This is a genomic window from Streptomyces sp. Alt3 (assembly GCF_030719215.1).
GTDB lineage: Bacteria > Actinomycetota > Actinomycetes > Streptomycetales > Streptomycetaceae > Streptomyces > Streptomyces glycanivorans.
The window spans coordinates 8,222,541-8,239,917 of sequence record NZ_CP120983.1 but is presented as its reverse complement, the minus strand read 5'-3'; the positions used below and the strand labels follow the sequence as shown (position 1 = coordinate 8,239,917).

Annotated in this window: 15 protein-coding genes and 1 pseudogene; 7 read left to right on the top strand and 9 right to left on the bottom strand. The window is 69.5% G+C overall.

Annotated elements, in window-relative coordinates; genetic code table 11:
* Window positions 1-125: 125 nt before the first annotated feature.
* The 5 genes and pseudogenes from P8A20_RS36595 to P8A20_RS36575 all read right to left on the bottom strand — a co-directional run bounded on the left by P8A20_RS36595 (window position 126) and on the right by P8A20_RS36575 (window position 5,473).
* Window positions 126-1,507: pseudogene (locus P8A20_RS36595) on the bottom strand (MFS transporter).
* 53 nt (window positions 1,508-1,560) lie between these two features.
* Complete coding sequence (locus P8A20_RS36590) at window positions 1,561-2,484, bottom strand: amidohydrolase family protein (RefSeq protein ID WP_306105056.1); 924 nt, start codon at window positions 2,482-2,484, stop codon at window positions 1,561-1,563.
* A gap of 20 nt (window positions 2,485-2,504) precedes the next feature.
* Entirely contained in the window at window positions 2,505-3,188 is a 684-nt protein-coding gene (gene ligK, locus P8A20_RS36585) for a 4-carboxy-4-hydroxy-2-oxoadipate aldolase/oxaloacetate decarboxylase (protein WP_147958209.1), read from the bottom strand.
* A gap of 75 nt (window positions 3,189-3,263) precedes the next feature.
* The gene (locus P8A20_RS36580) at window positions 3,264-4,289 is read right to left on the bottom strand and encodes an amidohydrolase family protein (protein ID WP_147958210.1); all 1,026 of its coding nucleotides are present in this window, start codon (window positions 4,287-4,289) and stop codon (window positions 3,264-3,266) included.
* On the bottom strand, window positions 4,286-5,473 hold the full coding sequence (locus P8A20_RS36575) for a 4-oxalomesaconate tautomerase (protein WP_147958211.1): 1,188 nt from the start codon (window positions 5,471-5,473) through the stop codon (window positions 4,286-4,288). Before P8A20_RS36575 ends, P8A20_RS36580 begins: the two co-directional genes overlap by 4 nt.
* A gap of 171 nt (window positions 5,474-5,644) precedes the next feature.
* Between P8A20_RS36575 and P8A20_RS36570 the strand changes: the two genes are divergently transcribed.
* Together P8A20_RS36570 and P8A20_RS36565 are read left to right on the top strand one after the other, a co-directional pair.
* Entirely contained in the window at window positions 5,645-6,325 is a 681-nt protein-coding gene (locus P8A20_RS36570) for a GntR family transcriptional regulator (RefSeq protein ID WP_147958212.1), read from the top strand.
* Window positions 6,326-6,707: 382 nt separating this feature from the next.
* Window positions 6,708-6,968 carry a hypothetical protein gene (locus P8A20_RS36565; RefSeq protein WP_147958213.1) on the top strand — a complete coding sequence of 87 codons (261 nt, stop codon included), beginning with the start codon at window positions 6,708-6,710 and terminating at the stop codon, window positions 6,966-6,968.
* 170 nt (window positions 6,969-7,138) lie between these two features.
* Here P8A20_RS36565 and P8A20_RS36560 read toward each other — a convergent pair whose 3' ends face one another.
* Window positions 7,139-7,588 (bottom strand): hypothetical protein, encoded by a 450-nt coding sequence (locus P8A20_RS36560; RefSeq protein ID WP_306105055.1) that lies wholly within the window; start codon window positions 7,586-7,588, stop codon window positions 7,139-7,141.
* A 561-nt stretch (window positions 7,589-8,149) separates the two neighbouring features.
* On the opposite strand from P8A20_RS36560, the gene P8A20_RS36555 reads away from it, so the two are divergent.
* Window positions 8,150-11,191, top strand: a complete 3,042-nt coding sequence (locus P8A20_RS36555) for an AfsR/SARP family transcriptional regulator (RefSeq protein WP_147958224.1) — start codon at window positions 8,150-8,152, stop codon at window positions 11,189-11,191.
* A gap of 161 nt (window positions 11,192-11,352) precedes the next feature.
* On the opposite strand, the gene P8A20_RS36550 is transcribed toward P8A20_RS36555, so the two are convergent.
* The 3 genes from P8A20_RS36550 to P8A20_RS36540 form a co-directional block, all read right to left on the bottom strand.
* Window positions 11,353-11,724: a hypothetical protein gene (locus P8A20_RS36550; RefSeq protein WP_306105054.1), complete on the bottom strand. Its 372-nt coding sequence runs from the start codon at window positions 11,722-11,724 to the stop codon at window positions 11,353-11,355.
* A 461-nt stretch (window positions 11,725-12,185) separates the two neighbouring features.
* Window positions 12,186-13,223, bottom strand: a complete 1,038-nt coding sequence (locus P8A20_RS36545; RefSeq protein ID WP_147958225.1) for an ATP-grasp domain-containing protein — start codon at window positions 13,221-13,223, stop codon at window positions 12,186-12,188.
* The gene (locus P8A20_RS36540; protein ID WP_306105053.1) at window positions 13,220-13,510 is read right to left on the bottom strand and encodes a tautomerase family protein; all 291 of its coding nucleotides are present in this window, start codon (window positions 13,508-13,510) and stop codon (window positions 13,220-13,222) included. Before P8A20_RS36540 ends, P8A20_RS36545 begins: the two co-directional genes overlap by 4 nt.
* A gap of 292 nt (window positions 13,511-13,802) precedes the next feature.
* Here P8A20_RS36540 and epsC point away from each other — a divergent pair, with 292 nt between their 5' ends.
* From epsC to P8A20_RS36520, 4 genes are read left to right on the top strand one after another with little or no spacing between them, the layout of a single operon-like run.
* The gene (epsC, locus tag P8A20_RS36535) at window positions 13,803-14,513 is read left to right on the top strand and encodes a serine O-acetyltransferase EpsC (RefSeq protein WP_014158181.1); all 711 of its coding nucleotides are present in this window, start codon (window positions 13,803-13,805) and stop codon (window positions 14,511-14,513) included.
* Window positions 14,514-14,556: 43 nt separating this feature from the next.
* Window positions 14,557-15,540 carry a PLP-dependent cysteine synthase family protein gene (locus P8A20_RS36530; RefSeq protein ID WP_306105052.1) on the top strand — a complete coding sequence of 328 codons (984 nt, stop codon included), beginning with the start codon at window positions 14,557-14,559 and terminating at the stop codon, window positions 15,538-15,540.
* 2 nt (window positions 15,541-15,542) lie between these two features.
* A complete protein-coding gene (locus P8A20_RS36525; protein ID WP_109879853.1) occupies window positions 15,543-16,103 on the top strand; it encodes a cupin domain-containing protein in 561 nt (186 codons plus the stop codon).
* Window positions 16,104-16,146: 43 nt separating this feature from the next.
* Window positions 16,147-17,097, top strand: coding sequence for a DMT family transporter (locus tag P8A20_RS36520; protein ID WP_147958228.1), 951 nt, complete (start codon window positions 16,147-16,149; stop codon window positions 17,095-17,097).
* Window positions 17,098-17,377 lie beyond the last annotated feature (280 nt).

The window sequence follows — 17,377 nt, the reverse complement described above, 5'->3', positions numbered from 1 at the left end:
GGCGTGCCACAGGGCGACGAAGCCCTACGCCGCATCAGCGCGCGCCGTCATGCTCCGTATGAGCCCCCGATCGATTTCTCCGGCGCACCTCCCCGTCCCGGGTGCGCATGCCGTGGCTCCGGCGTTCAGGATGTCGACGGTACGGCCTTCTGCTTCTCCAGTGCCTTGGCCTCCGCCGCCAGCCGGTGGCGGCGCGTGGCAGGGCCGAAGACGGCCAGCACGATGGCTCCGACGGTCCAGGTTCCCGCGATGAACATGAAGACCGCCTCGTAGCCGACGCCGTTGTAGATGCCGGCGATCATCAGCGGGCCGGCCGCGTTCGACAGTCGTCCCAGGCCGTAGGCGATGCTGGTGCCGAGTGAGCGGCCCCGGGTGTCGAAGAGTTCCGGCGAGTAGGCGTAGGCCAGGGCGGTGTAGCCGCGCTCGAAGAGATTGACCAGGAACCCGAAGACGACGATCAGCACCGGGGTGAACGTCAGCCCGTACATCAAACCGGTGACGGCGATGATCAGCCCGAAGACCACCAGGGACCACTTGCGCTCGAACCGGTCGGTGACCATCGCGGCGAGGAAGGAGCCGAGCGGTGCGCCGACCGTCGTCAGGGCTACGTAGAAGATCGAGTCCTCCACGCTGACGCCTTCGGCGGCCAGCAGCGTCGGCGCCCAGCTGGAGTAGCCGAAGAAGCCGATGGTCTGGGTGATCCACAGGACCGACAGCAGGATCGTGGGGAACAGGAACTTCTTTTCCTTGAGCATGCCCGGACCGGTCCTGCCGGCCGGCCCTGCGGCTGCGGTTCCTGTGCGGCGGGCAACTCGCCGTGCTCGGCTGCCACGCCCGCCTCGATGCGCGTCAGGACGGCGTCGGCCTCCTCGTGGCGGCCGCGGGACTCGAGCCACTGCGGAGACTCCTCGAGTTTCCGCACGAAGAACAGGAACAGCACACCGAGAGAGCCCCACAGGTAGACAAGGCGCCAGGACCAGTCGGACAGCGGCACCACCGCGGAGGCGATGAGGTTGGTCACGGGGGTGCCGCAGATGCCGATGACGATGGCATACGCCTGGAACTTGCCTCGCTTGGCTCGCGGGTAGAGCTCGCTGATGTAGACGACGGCGACGACGGTCATCGCGGAGAGTCCCGCCGAAGTCAGCACGCGGAAGACGCCCAGGGACCAGATGTCCCAGGCGAAGACGCACGCGAAGGACCACACGGTGAACCAGACCGTGCTCATGATGAGCATGCGCAGGCGTCCCAACCGGTCGGCCAGTCCACCGGCGACCACGGCCCCGAAGAACATGCCGACGAAGGACAACGAGATCACGTAGGCGATGTGGTTGACGTCGGCGCCCCACTGTTCGCGCACCACAGGGGCTGTGATGGCGAAGGTGTTGATGTCGGCGAACTCGAAGAAGTATGCGAACGCCACCGCGTAGAGGGCGGTCTTGTGGAACTTGGATATGGGCAACCGGTCGAGCCGGTTGGCCGCGTTGGTGGCGGGTGTGTGCTGCACTGCACGCTCCTGGGGTGGGGACGCGGCACCGTTGCGGGGCCGGTGGTTTGCGCTCAGCCGGCCTCTTCCGGCCAGTACAGGTGCCGGGGGTTGTCGACCAGCAGGGCCTGTTGCCGGGTAGGGGTCGTGGCGACATGCGGGATGTGATCGATGAGCAGACCGTCGTCGGGCATGTGGTTCTTGAGGTTGGGGTGGGGCCAGTCGGTGCCCCACAGGGCCCGGTCGGTGAACTCGTCGACGACCTTGCGGGCGAACGGCACGACGTCACGGTAGGCGTGGCGCTCGCCGTCCAGGGCGGGCGGTCCGGTGACGGTCAGGCGCTCGGGGCAGGAGACCTTGACCCAGACGTCGTTGGCCTCGACGAAGCGCAGGAAGCGGGCGAACTCGGGCCCGTCCGGGCTCCGTGTGATGTCGGGGCGGCCCATGTGGTCGATGACGAGCGGCACGGGCAGGGAGGCGAAGAACGTCTCCAGGTCGGCCAGGTCCGGAGCCTCGAAGTAGAGGACGACGTGCCATCCCAGCGGTGCGATCCTGCGGGCGATGGTCACCAGCGCCTCGGTGGGCGCGGCGTCCACCAGGCGTCGTACGAAGTTGAAGCGCACCCCTCGCACTCCGGCGTCGTGCAGACGCCGCAGTTCCTGTTCGCTGACGTCGGGGCGCACGGTCGCCACCCCGCGGGCCCGGTCGCCTGCCGTATGCAGGGCGTCCACCAGGGCGCTGTTGTCGGCACCGTGGCAGGTGGCCTGCACGATGACGTTGCGCGTGATGCCGAGGCGGTCGCGGAGGGCGAACAGGTCGTGCTTGGAGGCGTCGACGGGCGTGTACCTGCGTTCGGCCGCGAAGGGGAATTCGGCGGCGGGGCCGAATACGTGGCAGTGGGCGTCCACCGCCCCCGCCGGCAGTGCGAAGGTGGGCTCGGTGGGACCGCGGTACCAGTCGAGCCAGCCCGGGGTGATGGCGGAGGTCTGGTCAGTCATCGGGAGTGCTCCTCGTGCGGTCAGTCGACGTAGGTCAGGCCGAGCTCGGCCAGGGGTCCTCGCATGGCGTAGATGTCCAGGCCCAGTTCCCCTTCCGCGAACCGTTCCCGCTTGCCCTCCTCGGCTGCCTCGCGCCTTGCGGCCGCCTCGACCACCGCGACGGCCTGGGAAGCGGGGACCACGACCACACCGTCGGCGTCAGCGACGATCACGTCACCCGGGTTGACCAGCGCGTTGGCGACGACGACGGGAACGTTGACCGAACCGAGCGTGGCCTTGACGGTGCCCTTGGCGTTGATCGCGCGGGAGAAGACGGGGAAGTCCATCTGCCGCAGCTCGTCGACATCACGGCAGCCGCCGTCGATGACCAGGCCCTTGGCCCCGCGGGCTCGGAGGGAGGTGGCGAGCAGCTCGCCGAAGAAGCCGTCCTCGCTCTCGGTGGTGCAGCCGGCGACGACCACATCGCCCTCCCGCACCTGCTCGGCGGCCACATGCAGCATCCAGTTGTCGCCGGGCTGCAGCAGCACGGTGACGGCGGTGCCGCAGAGCTTCGCGCCCTCGTAGACGGGGCGGATGTACGGACGCATCAAGCCGAGTCGGCCCATGGCCTCGTGGACCGTGGCGACCCCGAACCGGGACATGGCCTCGACCGCCGCGTGGTCGGCGCGTTCCATCCCGCGGTGGACGACTCCGAGTTCGTGCATGATTTGACTCCTTGCGCTGTCATGGGTGATCGATCCGGGAGCGGAACCAGGCCGTGTGGGACGGGGCCCAGGGACTCAGCGGCCCTGGGCACTCAAGCGGGCATCCAGACGGGGGTACACACGCCTGGCGTTGCGTTCCTCGACCGCGGTCAGTTGTTCGTCGGACAGGCCCGCGTTCTCGACGTAGCGGCGTGTGTCGTCGAAGTGGTGGCCGGTGTGCGAGTCGATGCCACGGACGGCCCCGATCATCTCGGAGGCGAAGAGGATGTTGCCGTGCGGGACCACTTCCAACAGCAGGTCGATGCCTGGCTGGTGGTAGACGCAGGTGTCGAAGAAGACATTGCGCAACAGTGACTCCACCGCATCCGGCTTGCCCAGCGCCTGCGCCAGGCCCCGGAACCGGCCCCAGTGATACGGCACGGCGCCGCCACCGTGCGGGACGATCAGGCGCAGCTCGGGAAAGTCGGCGAACAGATCCCCGGCCAGCAGTTGCATGAACGCGGTGGTGTCGGCGTTGAGGTAGTGAGCCCCGGTGGTGTGGAAGGCCGCGTTGCAGCTGGTGGAGACGTGAACCATGGCCGGCACGTCCAGCTCGGCGAGCTTCTCCCACACCGGGTACCAGGACCGGTCTGTCAACGGTGGTGCGGTCCAGTGGCCGCCGGAGGGGTCCGGGTTGATGTTGACCGTGACGGCGCCCAGCTCCAGCACCGCGCGTTCGATTTCGGGGATGACGGTGGCCGGATCGGTTCCCGGTGACTGCGGCAGCATCGCACCGGGGGCGAATCGGCCGGGATACAGCTCGGCGACACGGTGGCACAGGTCGTTGCAGATGCGGGCCCAGGCGGAGGAGGTGGCGAAATCGCCGATGTGGTGGGCCATGAACGAGGCCCGAGGGGAGAAGACGGTGACGTCGATGCCACGCTCGTCCATGAGACGTAGTTGGTTGGTCTCGATGGATTCGCGGATCTGGTCGTCGCTGATGGCGGGCCCTGCGCGATCGGGTGCCCGTGCCGGGTCGGTGAGCGCGGCGATCTGGGCCCCACGCCACTCCCCCAGCGGGGCAGGCGCCGTCGTGTAGTGACCGTGGACGTCAATGATCACGCGGTGTTCTCCTGAGTGGTGGGGGTGGGGTCCCAGAGGGAACGGGGTATGAGGAGGTCGCCGGCCATGATGAGCCGGGCGGTACGCAGCAGCGCGGAGCGCGTGACCCGCCGGGGGACGTCCGGGGTGAGGCCGAGGGTGACGCTGGACTCCCCGGACGGGTGCTCGACGGAGACGGTGGGCTCCGTGCCGGAGACATCGGCGGCGATGTCGCGGGCGACGCTGCCTTCAAGTACACAGGCGGTCGCAACCGTGACGGCGGCGAGCACACCGATGGACTGGTGGCAGACCTGCGGGATGAGGCTGCGCGTGGAGAGGGTGCCCCCGTGACGCGGCGGCGCCACCAGCGTCATCTTCGGGTAGTTCTTCTCCGTGACGTCGCCCAGGCCCATGGCTTCGCCGCAGATCAGGCGTAGCGCCTCGACACGGGCCTTGAGCCCGCCGTCGGCGTCGATCTGTGACGGTGTCTCGTAGCCGGTGGCGCCCAGGCGCTCGGCTGCCACGATCGCCAGGGGCTGGCCGTTGTCGATCAGGGTGACGTCGACGGCACCGATTCCGGGAACCTCGACGGTGTCGCGCGCATGCCCGGTGGGGAGCATGGAGCCGGCGACAGAGCCGGCCGTGTCCAGGAAGCTGATCTCGACCGGAGCGGCAGTGCCGGGGACACCGTCGATACGGGCCTGGCCCCGGTAGTCGACGTGCCGCGCTCCGTCCGTGCCCAGTGGGGTGGCGACGGTGATCTCGGCGACCATGCCGGTGTTGTGGGTACGCACCCGGGCGGTGGTGCGGTCGGCGTCGGGGACGACCACGCCGGTCTCGACAGCGAACGGCAGCACGGCAGCCAGCATGTTGCCGCAGTTGGAGGAAGTGTCGACCGTGTCCCCGCCGGGCTGCACCTGAACGAAAGTCCACTCCACGTCGACGCCGGGTTCCGTGCCAGGACCCACGATGCCGATCTTGCTGGTCAGCGGGTGCCCGCCGCCGATGCCGTCGATCTGGCGCGGGTCGGGTGAGCCCATCGCGGCCAGCAGCACGGTGTCACGGAGCTCGGTGTCCTCCGGCAGCAGTCGCGCGTCGAAGAACGGCCCCCGCGACGTGCCGCCTCGCATGAAGAGGCACGGAATCGCGGTCTGGGAGCCGTGACGGCGCGCCCCGCTGGACCGGGTAACTGCTTCGGCAGGCATCGGGACTCCTTCGCCAAACTGGGGATACGCAGAGGAAGCTAGGTCATCAACCAGATTGTTGACAAGATGTTTGAAGAAATTACAAAAGAAGTTCGCCGGGGACGCGGCCGGAGCCCCACGAGGCTCTAGGCTTCACATGCACAGACCTGCCGACGAAAGAGGTCGAACGAGTTGACGGACAAGCTGACGGGCGCAGCCGGACGCCAGTACGTGACCGACGCCATCAGGCATTCCTTGCGCTCCGGGGACCTGGTACCCGGGCAGCGACTCGTGGAGAACGACCTCGCCGAGTCCTACGGCACGACCCGCAGCGCCGTCCGCGAGGCCCTGCAGGACCTCGCCGCCGAGGAGATCGTGGAGATCGTCCCCCGCCGCGGCGCCCGCATCCGTGCGGTCTCCATCGACGAGGCCATACAGATCACCGAGTGCCGCTCAGCACTGGAGCAACTGTGCGCCATGAAGGCGGCTACGCAGGCGAACGAGGCGCAGCGTACGGAACTGCGCCGGATAGGCACGGAGATGCGGCAGGCAGTCGCGGACGGAGCGGTGCACACGTACTCCGCCCTCAACCAGCGCCTGCACGAACTGGTGGTCGAGGCCAGCGGTCAGGAGGTCGCCAGGCGCCAGCTCGAACGTCTCAACGGACCGATGGTGCGTTTTCAGTTCCGGCTGGCCCTGCGCCCCGGCCGCCCCGCCCAGTCACTGCAGCAGCACCTGGACATCATCGACGGGATCGTCAGCGGCGACGCCACGGCAGCGGCACAGGCTGCTGCCGCGCACTTGAACGACGTGATCGAACAACTGCGGTCGTCGGCCGCCACCTCATCCACACCGGTACCGACCCGTAGATGAACCGCCACCCGCAACAAACAGGCTGACGAGGCACACAGCGCGCTGTCCGCGCAGCCATGACTTCGTCCGGCAGAACGGACGCGCCGCCCACGACAACCTGCAGGAGCAGACGCCCCGAGCCTCGCCGGTCGACCACGGACGGTGGCATTCACAGAAGGCCTTCCACGACACGAACCTCTCCGGCAGGCCGCACCACTGCACCCCGGCCCACACGCGCGGAATCCAGTCGAACACCTGCCGATGATCTCGCCACCTGCCACGACGCCCATGTTCGACTTGCTCCCCGAAGTCGGTCTTCGACTCCCCCGCTGCGCCGGCGGACCCGTCTCCTGAAATTCGTCGCCCACCGTGCCCTGCGGGAGGAGTAAGCGTTGTACCGACCATGAACGTATGGCGAACCCTCACCGCGGCCGCGGCCGGATCGGTACTGCTGACCGCCGCCCCCGCCGCACAGGCAGACAGTTTCGCTCCGGCCCTGACCGGCGCCGCCCTCACCGCTGCCACCGCCGGAGAACGCACCGGCACGGCGGTCCATGGAGTGGCCCAGGAGACCGGCTTGGCGCACAAGGCGTCGACGGCCACGGATCTCGTGGAGACAGGGGCGGAGACCTTGCTGGCGCGTGACCGGTCCGTCACGAACTGACCCGCCCGCTCCCTTCGAAATCCGGCCACCGGCCGGAGCTGGATCGATTGCTCGGCAGGGGCGGTGCGGAGTCCTGGCCGCCCCTGCTCCCCGCCGGAGGCTCGTACGGCGACGGGTGCACCTGGCGAGAAGCCATCCGGAACGGCAGGCACCGACGTGCGGCTCGTACGTCAGTCGGCCGGTCCGAGCGCGAGGACGTGTTCACACCTGGGTTCCGCCTCAGCGGCGAGAATTCGCATACGGCGCAGCAGATCGCGCGTGGCGCGTAGCGTCAGGGTGCTGCGCCAGGTGATTCCGGGGTGGAGGGACCGAAGGTGCGACAGGGCCCGCGTGCCGAGCCCGGTGGAGTGGAGCCGGCCGTCGATATCCACGCCGCTGATGACGCCCTCGCCACAGGCGGTACAGATCCGGTAGCGGATCTGGCCGACAACCTTGCGGACGTGGACAAGGAGCAGACACTCCTCCCCGGGGCCGGCGTCACCGGGGACATGGGCGGAGAGGAACTCGATGCCACGGTAGGCGAAGATCCTCAGGCGCAGTCGCCTGCCGGACACCGGCCGGCGTCCGTGTCTGGCTCCGCGCGGGGGCGTCTGGGGGACGGAGCGGGCGGGGACGCTCATGCGACGTGCGTGCTCTCCGGACATGGACCTCGTGTGCCCGCGCGGCCGCCTCTCACCCTCCCGCTCGAAAATCGTCACCTGCGTCCACACCTCGTGTGCACTTCACGACCGTAGACAACGGCGGCCGGTCGACGCGTGCGAACGCGTCGACCGACGGCCTCGCTCGGGCGGAAGTTCGGCACCACGCATCCGACGATTCGTGCAGGCTTCTCGCCGCCGCGACGGCGTACCGGCGGGGAGGTGCGGCTGCCTCGCACCTGGGCGTTCCGTCGGGCTGGGCTCCGAGGCCATGAGGTGGATATGCCAGGAGAGGGTCCGGCGGTCACAGTCACGGGCTTCCGCATCGACGGTCCGCGTGCATGGCCGATACGCGGCGATGAGTGTTGACAGTAAATCAATTCTGTACGACGAACGTTGCCTTGTGGCCATGAAGCGGAGGGCCGTCTTGCCGCCCACCTCGCCGCACTGGTGTGATGAACCATTCGGACCGGCAGGACTGGGAGCGTCGGCATTGGTGGGGTGGCAGGCGTCGCTCCAAGGCCCGCTGGAGGGAAACGTTTCATGGGCGAGGACGCAGGGGAACACAGAGTGCGGTTCCGGATTCTGGGCTCGTTCGAATGCTGGGACGGAGCGGAACGCGTACGGGTGGGTGGCCCGGTGCACGAGAAGGTTCTGGTGACTCTCCTGCTGGAGCCCCAGCGCGTGCTTCCCGTCTTCCGCCTGGTGGAAGCCGTGTGGGACGAGAACGCGCCCGCCACCGCCGCCCACCAGGTGCGCAAGGCCGTGGCAGAGCTGCGTCAGCGCATCCCGGACGGACGCAATCTGATCGTCACGGAGGGGCCGGGCTACCGGGCTCTCACGACGCCTGACCAGGTGGACCTCAGCAGGTTCACCGAGGGGCTGAAACAGGCCAGGGAGGCCACGGCCGCCGGACGGAGCGCGTTCGCCGCCACGGCACTCCGAGAGGCGCTCGACCTGTGGCGGGGGCCGCTGCTGTCCGGCAGCGCCGGATCGGTGCTCTCGGCCGCCTCCGCAGCTCTGGAGGAACGGCGTCTCTCGGCTGTCGAGCAGCTCTTCGATTTACGGCTCAGCTCGGGCGAGAACAGCGAACTGGTGGGTGAGATAAGGGAGTTCATCGACGCACACCCACTTCGCGAAACTCTGCGCGGCCAGCTGATGCTGGCCCTCTTCCGGTCCGGCCGCCAAGCGGAGGCACTCGAAGAGTTCGCCAAGGTCCGAGAGTTCCTGATCGACGAACTCGGCATCGGCCCCGGCGACTCGCTCAGCGAACTGCACAACGCCATACTGCGCAACAGCCCCGATCTCGCGGCTCCGCCGCAGACCGCCCCCGCTCCCTTCACCCCGGAGGACAAGCCTTCCACCCTGCCCTACGACCTGCGCGACTTCACCGGCCGTGAAGCGGAGGTCCGCGAACTGCTCGGGTTCGTGCAGGAGGCTCCGGGCACGGGGCCACTGATCATCGCCATCGACGGCATGGGCGGCAGCGGCAAGACGTCACTCGCGGTACGGGCCGCTCATCAGCTCGCCGACAGCTACCCCGACGCCCAGCTCCACATCGACCTGCGCGGGTTCACACCCAGCGGACAGCCCCTCAGTGCGGGCGCTGCCGCCGAAGCCCTGCTGCGGACGCTGGGCGTGCCGGGCGATCGGATCCCGGACGACGCCGAGGGGCGCATCGCGCTGTGGCGGCGCACCATGAGCGCCCATCGAATGATCCTTCTGCTCGACAACGCCCTGGACGAGTCCCAGGTGAGGCCGCTCCTCACCTCTCCGACAGAAACCCTCGTCCTGGTCACCAGCCGAGCCCTGCTCGCGGACCTCGACGCCGCGCACACCATTTCCCTGGGCGTCATGCCGCCCGGCGACAGCGTCGCCCTCGTCGAGGGTGTTCTCGGCCGTACACGCGCCCGTGCTGAGCCGGAAGCCGTCGCACAACTGGCCGAACTCTGCGGCCATCTCCCGCTCGCCCTGCGCATCGCCGTCGCCAGGCTGCGGAAACGCCCCCGATGGACCGTCCGCTACCTCGTCGACAGACTCCGCGACGACGCCCACAGGCTGGCCGAACTCAACTCCGGCGAGCGCAGCGTCGAAGTGACCTTGAGGCTCTCGTACGAGGGTCTGGCCGCCGAGACCCGGGAGGCCTTCAGGATGCTGGGCCAGCACCCGGGGACCGAGATCGACGTGTATGCGGCCGGCGCCTTGCTCGACAAGGGCACCCGGGACGCGGAGGGGGTGCTGGAGTACCTCCTGGACATGCATCTGCTCCAGCAGCACGAAACCGGTCGCTACGCCTTCCACGATCTGGTCCGGAGCTTCGCCCAGAACCTCTCGCGCGGCAGTACGGGTCCCGGCGGGGCGGGCGGGAGCGCGGGTGTCGAGGAGGCAGCGCAGGCCGTGCGTCGGCTCCTCGACTTCGCTCTGGCTGCCACGGACGCCGCCTGCGACGTGCTTTTCCCCGGACGTGTCCGGATAAGCCGCCCCGAGCACCGGTCGCTCGCCGAACTCCCCCCGCTCAACACCCCCGACCAGGCCCGGGACTGGCTGGAGAGGGAGCAGGACTCGCTGCTGGCCGCTGTCTCCCTCGCATACCGATGGGAGCTGGACAGCCATGTGGGGCTGCTCGCCGCCAACGTTGCCTTCCCCCTCGACCTTCGTGGTCGCCTGGAGGAATTCCGGGAACTGAGCCGCACCGCGATCACCGCTTCCCGTCGGCTGGGCGACCCGGCCCTGTTACGGCTGAGTCTGTCGAACCTTGCCGTGGCCTGCTGGAAGCTCGGCCGCTTCGAGGAGGGGATAGAGACGGCGGAGGAGGCGTTCGGGCTGGCCGTCGCTCTCCACGACCGACGCGGCGAAGCCAAGGACACCGGCGTCCTGGGGCTCCTGCTCAGCGCACTGGGCCGGTACCACGAAGCGCTCCCCCGCCTCGAACAGTCCATCTCCATCAAGCGGGAGCTCGGGGCGGAGCGTGCCGAGGCCGAGTCCTTGACCAACCTGAGCAACCTGTACTCCGAGTGGAGGCGTTTCCCGGAGGCGGTGGAGGCCGCCACTCGTGCCGTGACGCTCTCGCGCAGCATCGGTTCCGTCGACAAGGAGGTCGAAGGGCTGACGGATCTCGCGGTCGCCCGGCTCGGACTGGGCGAGACCGAGGCGGCCGCCGATCTGCTGGGCCGGGCCCGCAAGCTGGCTGTGGACGTCATGTCGCCCGCAGACATGTCCTTGGTGCTCGCCCTGTCCGCCGAGGCCGCCGACCGGCTCGGCGAGAGCAAACCGGCCGCCGAGTGGGCCGAGTCGGCACTGCAGCTGGGAGACCTGAGCGGCACACCGATGCGCGAGGCCGCCGTCGGCAACATCATCGGGCGACTGCACGCCCGCAACGGCCGCTACTCCCTGTCCCTGGAGCTGCACCGGCACGCCCATGACGCGGCTACCGTGGTCGGCTACCGGGTGGAGGAGGCACACGCGCTCGCCGGAATGGCTCATGCCCTGGAGAAACTCGGCGAGCTCGGTCCGGCCCGGGCCCACCGCGAGACGGCGAACGAAGCCTTCGAAGCCATGGGGATTCCTGCGGACCAGACGATTTGACGGTTCGGCGCTGAGCGGGGTGGCCGCGCGAAACCGTTCCTGGCGTTCACATCACCGATGCCAGGAGGGCGGCTCCCCCGTACTTCGCCCAGGCGGTGCCGGCCTCCCCCAGGGGCCAGGTGGCCCGGGGAAGCATCGGACCGCAGCTCAGGCCTAGGGCTTCAGGCGGCGAAGTTGGGGCCTTCACCGCTGGACGAAGGACCCACATTGGGGCCTTCGCCGTCCGACGCCGGAACCACGTTCGGGCCCTCACCGTCCGACGCCGGAACCACATTCGGACCCTCACCGTCCGACGCCGGAACCACATTCGGACCCTCACCGGAGGTCGGCACGGCAGGCGCGATGTTCGGGCCTTCGCCCGAGTCGGAGACGACGGCTTCGAAGCTGGTGCCGTCGTGCAGGACCAGGTGCACAGCGGCCTGGGAATCGATCCGGGAACCGCTCGTCGGACCTGCCAGGTCACCGGCGCCGCCGCTGACCGAGAGAACGATCGCCGTGAGTATTCCCGCCGTCGCGAGCACCGAGTTCCGCATCTGAATCCCGCCTTCTGTGGTGGTCCTGCCTGGGCTTTCCTGCTGACAGGAATGACATTCGCGTGTCCCGCTCCCGGGTCGTTCCGCTTCGGCTACCTGTCGCCGACCGGGAGTCGGGAACGCAGCGGGAAAGCCTGTTCGCAGGCCTGGGGCCCGTGGCGCGGCGCGCTCGCGAAGGCAGGCAGCGAGCAGTGAGGAGGAGGAACGGGGAGACGCGCTGGGCCTGCGTGACGGCGCCGTTCCCTCCGCGGGGCTTGCCGCAGCGCCACCTGCGCTGCGGGGGTACTCCACCAGGTCCCGCGGTGGCTGCGGCCGACGCAGTCGCTTCGCCGGCCGGACGCCGTCGTCGTCGCCGAACCCGACGGCTGTACATGCGGAACGCCCGGCCGGGATGTCCCGGCCGGGCGTTCCGCACCGGATCCTCACGGCCCGGCCGACACGATCACGTAGGGCGACGCACGTCAGGGAGCGCCTCGTCCGGCATGCCCTTCACCGGCCGGAAGGAGACCGACGGGGGCCGGGCGCCCGAGGACGGCCTCTGCGCGGGTGGCCAGTTCGGCAGGGGTGAGGGCGGTGAGCAGGGCGTACCCCTCCCGCACCTCCCGTACCTCCGGCTGCGCCGTACCGCGGGCCGGCGCGTCGGTCGGGTCAGGCAACGGCACGGCGGCTGCGCAGCCCACCGTCACGGGGGTGTCCAGCGGGATGCCCGACAGGGCGCGCACTAGTTCACGTTCCGCGGTGAGTCCCGTGGTCAGTTCGATCAGCCGGGAGGTGGGCCAGCTCGCCTGGCGTGGAAGTGATTCGACGACGCGCGGCCCCTCGTCGGTCCGGGCGACACGGGTGAAGGCGTACCCGAACTCGTACCCGGCCAGATCCAGGAGGCCCGTGGCCAGGGCCCGGATCTCCGCTTCCTCCTGCCGGGTGATGGGCGCGGGGAAGGTGTGGACAGGTGTACCGCGGAGCCCCGTACCGACGGTCCCGTCACCGGTGCCCGGAGCGGGCCCGGAACCTGCGCTTGGTGCTCCCTTCCCCGTGGAACGCAGTTCGACGATGCCGGTGACCCGGTGCATCCCCTCCACCGTCAGCGTCTCCACGCCGTATTCGATGTCGTACGACGGTGGTGCGTCCCCAGGGCCGGTGGGCAGTGCGAGCGCTTCCCACTGAGGGCCGCTGCGCGTGAGCAGGCCCCTGATCTGTGATGCGTCGGCAAGCGACCGTGCCGCGGCGGCCGGGTTCGGGGACACGCCGAGGTGTTCCGCCGTCTCCAGCACAGCGGGCAGGGTGCTCGCGTCTCCGCAGGCGATCAGCATGCCCACCCGGTGGGTACGGACGGTCTCCACCAGGTGGTCACGCAGCTGGTCGTCAGTGAACCCGGCCGTCTCGGCGATCGTGACGACGGGGAATCCTGCCTCCTTCGCCTCAGCCACCAGCTCGGGCGTCGGACAGACGAGGAGCAGAGGACTCGGATCGGAGGACCCGGGTCCGGCGGACGCAGTCATGGCTTCTGTCCCCCGGCGTCCTGCGGGGCGGGCGGAACAGTCGCATAGGTCGAGGGACGTTCCTCGGCGAGGGTGGGGGCGGGCTCGTCGGCAGGGCCGGGAACGGGCTCGTCGGCGAGCAGGCCGCCCTTCCCCCAGTGGTCGGGGTCCACGTCGCGCACTATGACGGTGACGGCGGCCTCGGGGCATCCCGCTATACGGGATACGCAGGCGGTCAGCTCACCGACCAGTTCCTGACGTCGGGCACGGTCGTTGCCTTTCCACCAGTCAACGGAAATCACAGGCACGGGGAGCTCCTCTGCTCGCGGTGAACCACTTGGCGGGCGTGGGCCGGCGCACCGGCCCACGCCCGCCGGTGCGCCGATGCGCAACCGGGTGGTGCTCAGGCGAGTGTGGGAGCTGCCGTTCCCGAATGTTTCCCGCCACGTTCCCTTCTTCTTCCGTCGAGGGCTCCGGTGGCCCCGGGAGACGGGAACGTGCCGGGACTCCGGGGGACGGGAACGTGCCGGGACTCCGGCGGGAAGGCCGCCCGGCAGGCTCTGTTCCAGTCAAGAGGCCCACCCCGCCACTGGAGCCACGATGAGCCTGTTCAGTCCGACGAAAGCGGAGTCGAATCCGCCCTCCGGCCCCGCGTCCAGCACCGTCAGCGCCGGGGCATCCGGAACGGCGTGGGCCACCCCCGCGTCCGCCACACCCCGTCTGCTGTCCGCCCTCCGCGAGGATCTCGGTGTCGTCGTGGCACGCGACCCGTCCGTGCGGGGCAAGAAGGAAGCCATTCTCCACCCGGCGCTCACCGCGTTGTGGGCGCACAGGATCGCCCACCGCATGCACGGCCGCGGTCTGCGGATCCCGGCGCGGCTGCTGGCCCGGTGGGCTCGCAGGGTGACCGCCGTGGAGATCCATCCGGGCGCCGTCCTCGGCCGGCGGGTGTTCATCGACCACGGTGCCGGGGTGGTTATCGGCGAGACCGCCGTGGTCGGCGACGACGTGACGATGTACCACCAAGTCACCCTTGGCGCGGTCGGCTGGTGGAGCGACAACAAGCGGCCCGAGGGCGACCGCCGTCACCCCGTCGTCGGCAGTGGCGTGATCCTCGGCGCCAATTCCACCGTCCTGGGGCCGGTGACCGTCGGTGACCGTGCGGTGATCGGCGCCCAGGCCCTCGTCAACAAGGACGTACCCCGCGGTGCTCGGGTGCTCGCGCCCACCGCCGTCATCAAGGAGCCCGGCCGCCGGCCGGAGCTGATGGAGGACGTCTTCACCGTCATCGCCTCCTCCGGTTCCTGGTGACCCGCCCCAAGTCCCTGCCGACCGACTCCCCCGATTGCGAGAGATGAGAACCGTGCCCACCATCGCACAGGCCCCCTCGGCCCACACCGCCCCCGCCCGCCCGGCCGTCGCCTCGCGTATCGAGGAGCTCGTGGGCTCGACCCCGCTGCTGGAGCTGCGTCTGCGTGACCTGGCGCCCGGAGCGCGGGTGCTGGCTAAGCTGGAGCTCGCCAACCCGATGTCGTCCAGCAAGGACCGTGCCGCCCTCTACATGATGCGCGCCGCGGAGAGGCGCGGCGCACTGCTGCCGGGCGGTACCGTCATCGAGGCCACCTCCGGGAACACCGGGATCTCGCTGGCCGCGTTCGCCGCCTCCCGGGGCTACCGCTGTGTCATCGTGCTCCCGGACAACGCCACGACCGAGCGGGTCAAGCTGCTGCGCGCGTTCGGAGCGGAGATAGTCCAGACGCCGAGCGCTCTGGGCTACCCGGGGGCGATCGCCGAGGCGGAGCGGCTGCACGCGGCCACGCCGGGTTCCTGGTTCCCGTGCCAGCACGAGAACCAGGACAACGTCCGGGCGCACTACGAGACCACCGGCCCCGAGATCCACTCCGCCGTGGCGGCCACCGGCAGCCGTATCGCGGCCTTCGTGTGCGCAGTCGGCACCGGGGGAACGCTCACCGGCGTCGCCCGCCACCTCAAGGAGCAGGATCCGGACGTGCGGGTGATAGCCGTCGAACCGGAGAAGTCGCCGATCCTGTCCCAGGGGTACGCCGGCCAGCACCGGATCCCGGGGCTCAACGGCGGTTTCGTCGCCGACACGACCGATGTCTCGCTGATCGACGAGGTCCTGACGGTGTCCGACGAAGACGCCTTGGTGACGGCCCGCCGACTCGCCATCAGCCAGGGGCTGTTCGCCGGCGTCTCGTCCGGTGCCGCTGCCTATGCCTCCGAGGTGGTCGCCCGCAGGCCCGAGTTGACCGGAAGCGTCGTCGTCACGCTGCTGCCCGACACGGGAGAGCGTTACCTGAGCATGTGGGAGAGCTGAACATGAGTCACGCGATGTTCCGTGCGTACGCGGACGCGGTGAAGGCGGAGATCGGGACCGCCACGACCACCCGTTTCATCGCACTCGCCGAGACCACCGACGGGCGGTTCGGGCTCTTCCACCACTCGATGCTGCCGGGTGCCGGCGGCGCCGACCCGCACTACCACTCGCGGATCTCCGAGTCCTTCTACGTGCTGACGGGCGAGGTGCGCCTGCACGACGGCACCGGCTGGCGCACGGCGAGAGCGGGTGACTTCCTGCATGTCCCGGAGAACGCCGTGCACGGCTTCCGCAACGAGAGCGACTCGCTCGTCGAGATGCTGATCATCTTCACTCCGGCCGAGCACCGTGAGGGGTACTTCGAGGGTCTGGCCGGTCTTCTCGCCGACGGGAACCGCCCGTCGCGCGAGGAGATGGTCGCCCTGATGGAGAAGTACGACCAGTTCGAGGTCGATGCCCCCGACACGGATCACGACCACCCGCACGGGAACGACCCCTCGCACCGTCACGGCCCGGACGGCACCCACCACCACCCGGCCCCGCACCACCTCCACCACCACTGACCGACGGGCGTCATTCGCCCTGTCCCTCCGAGGAGAACACCGCATGAATCTCGTCAACTGGGGCCGTTTCGGCCTGCTGGCCGCCCTGTGGGGCTGCAGCTTCGCCTTCATCAAGATGTCCCTGGAGGCCTTCGCGCCCCTCCAGCTCGCCTCGGGCCGGCTGATCGTCGGCGCCCTGGTCGTCCTCGGCATGCTCGCCCTGAAGCGGCTGACCCTGCCCTCCCGGAAGCTGTGGGGCCACATCACCGTGGCGTCCGTCTTCGGTAACGTCATCCCCTTCACGCTCTTCGCGATCGGTGAGCAGCACACCACCGCGACCATCGCCGGGGTGATCCAGGGGGCGACCCCCCTCATCACCATGGGTGTCGCCGCTCTCGCGCTCTCCGAGGAGAGGCCGACGACCCGCAAGGTGGCCGGACTGGTCGGAGGGTTCATCGGACTGATCGTGGTCGTCGGACCGTGGAACACGAACGGTTTCGGCACGCTCGGCGGGCAGCTCGCCTGTGTGGGCGCCGCGGCCAGCTATGCCGTCAGCTTCGTCTACATCCGCCGCTTCATCGGTCCCCACAAGCTGCCGGCGCTCTCGGTGACCGCTGCCCAGCTGAGCGCGGCAGCCGTCATCACCGTGGTGGTCACCACGGTGATGACCGGATGGACGCTGCACGGCGACCTCACCGCCAAGCCCCTGCTCTCCCTGCTGGTCCTCGGCGCCGCCTCCACCGGTATCGCGTTCGCCCTGCTCAACCGTCTGATCGCGGACGCAGGTCCGACGACGGCCTCGGGTGTGAACTATCTCGTGCCGGTGTTCTCCGTGGTCGTCGGAGTGCTGGCCCTGGGCGAACCGCTGACCTGGAACGTGCCGGTGGGCGGCATCGTCGTGATCGCCGCGCTCGCCGTCGCGGAGGGGCGCTTCTCCGCTCTGCCGTGGCGTGCGAAGCCGGCGCCGAAGGCACCGGTCGCGGCAGCTCGTGTCCCGGAGAAGGCCTGCCCGTAGACACAGCACGGCACACCACACCGAGCCGGGGCCGGCGCGGACACCCATGAGGGGTGCCCGCGCCGGCCCCGTTGTGCGTGGACCTTCCATCTACGGATCCTCAACTCCCTTTATACACATGGGAGTTGAGCACTCCTTGAGAGCCCTCGCGATACGGGGTGGTTCCCGGTCATCTCCTTCTCCCCGGTAGCGAAGCGGGAGTACGGCGGGACCGGCCGGAGCGAGCCTGAGGTCACAGGACGAGGACGGGTCCATCCCTCCCGGTCCTCCTCCCCTCCCT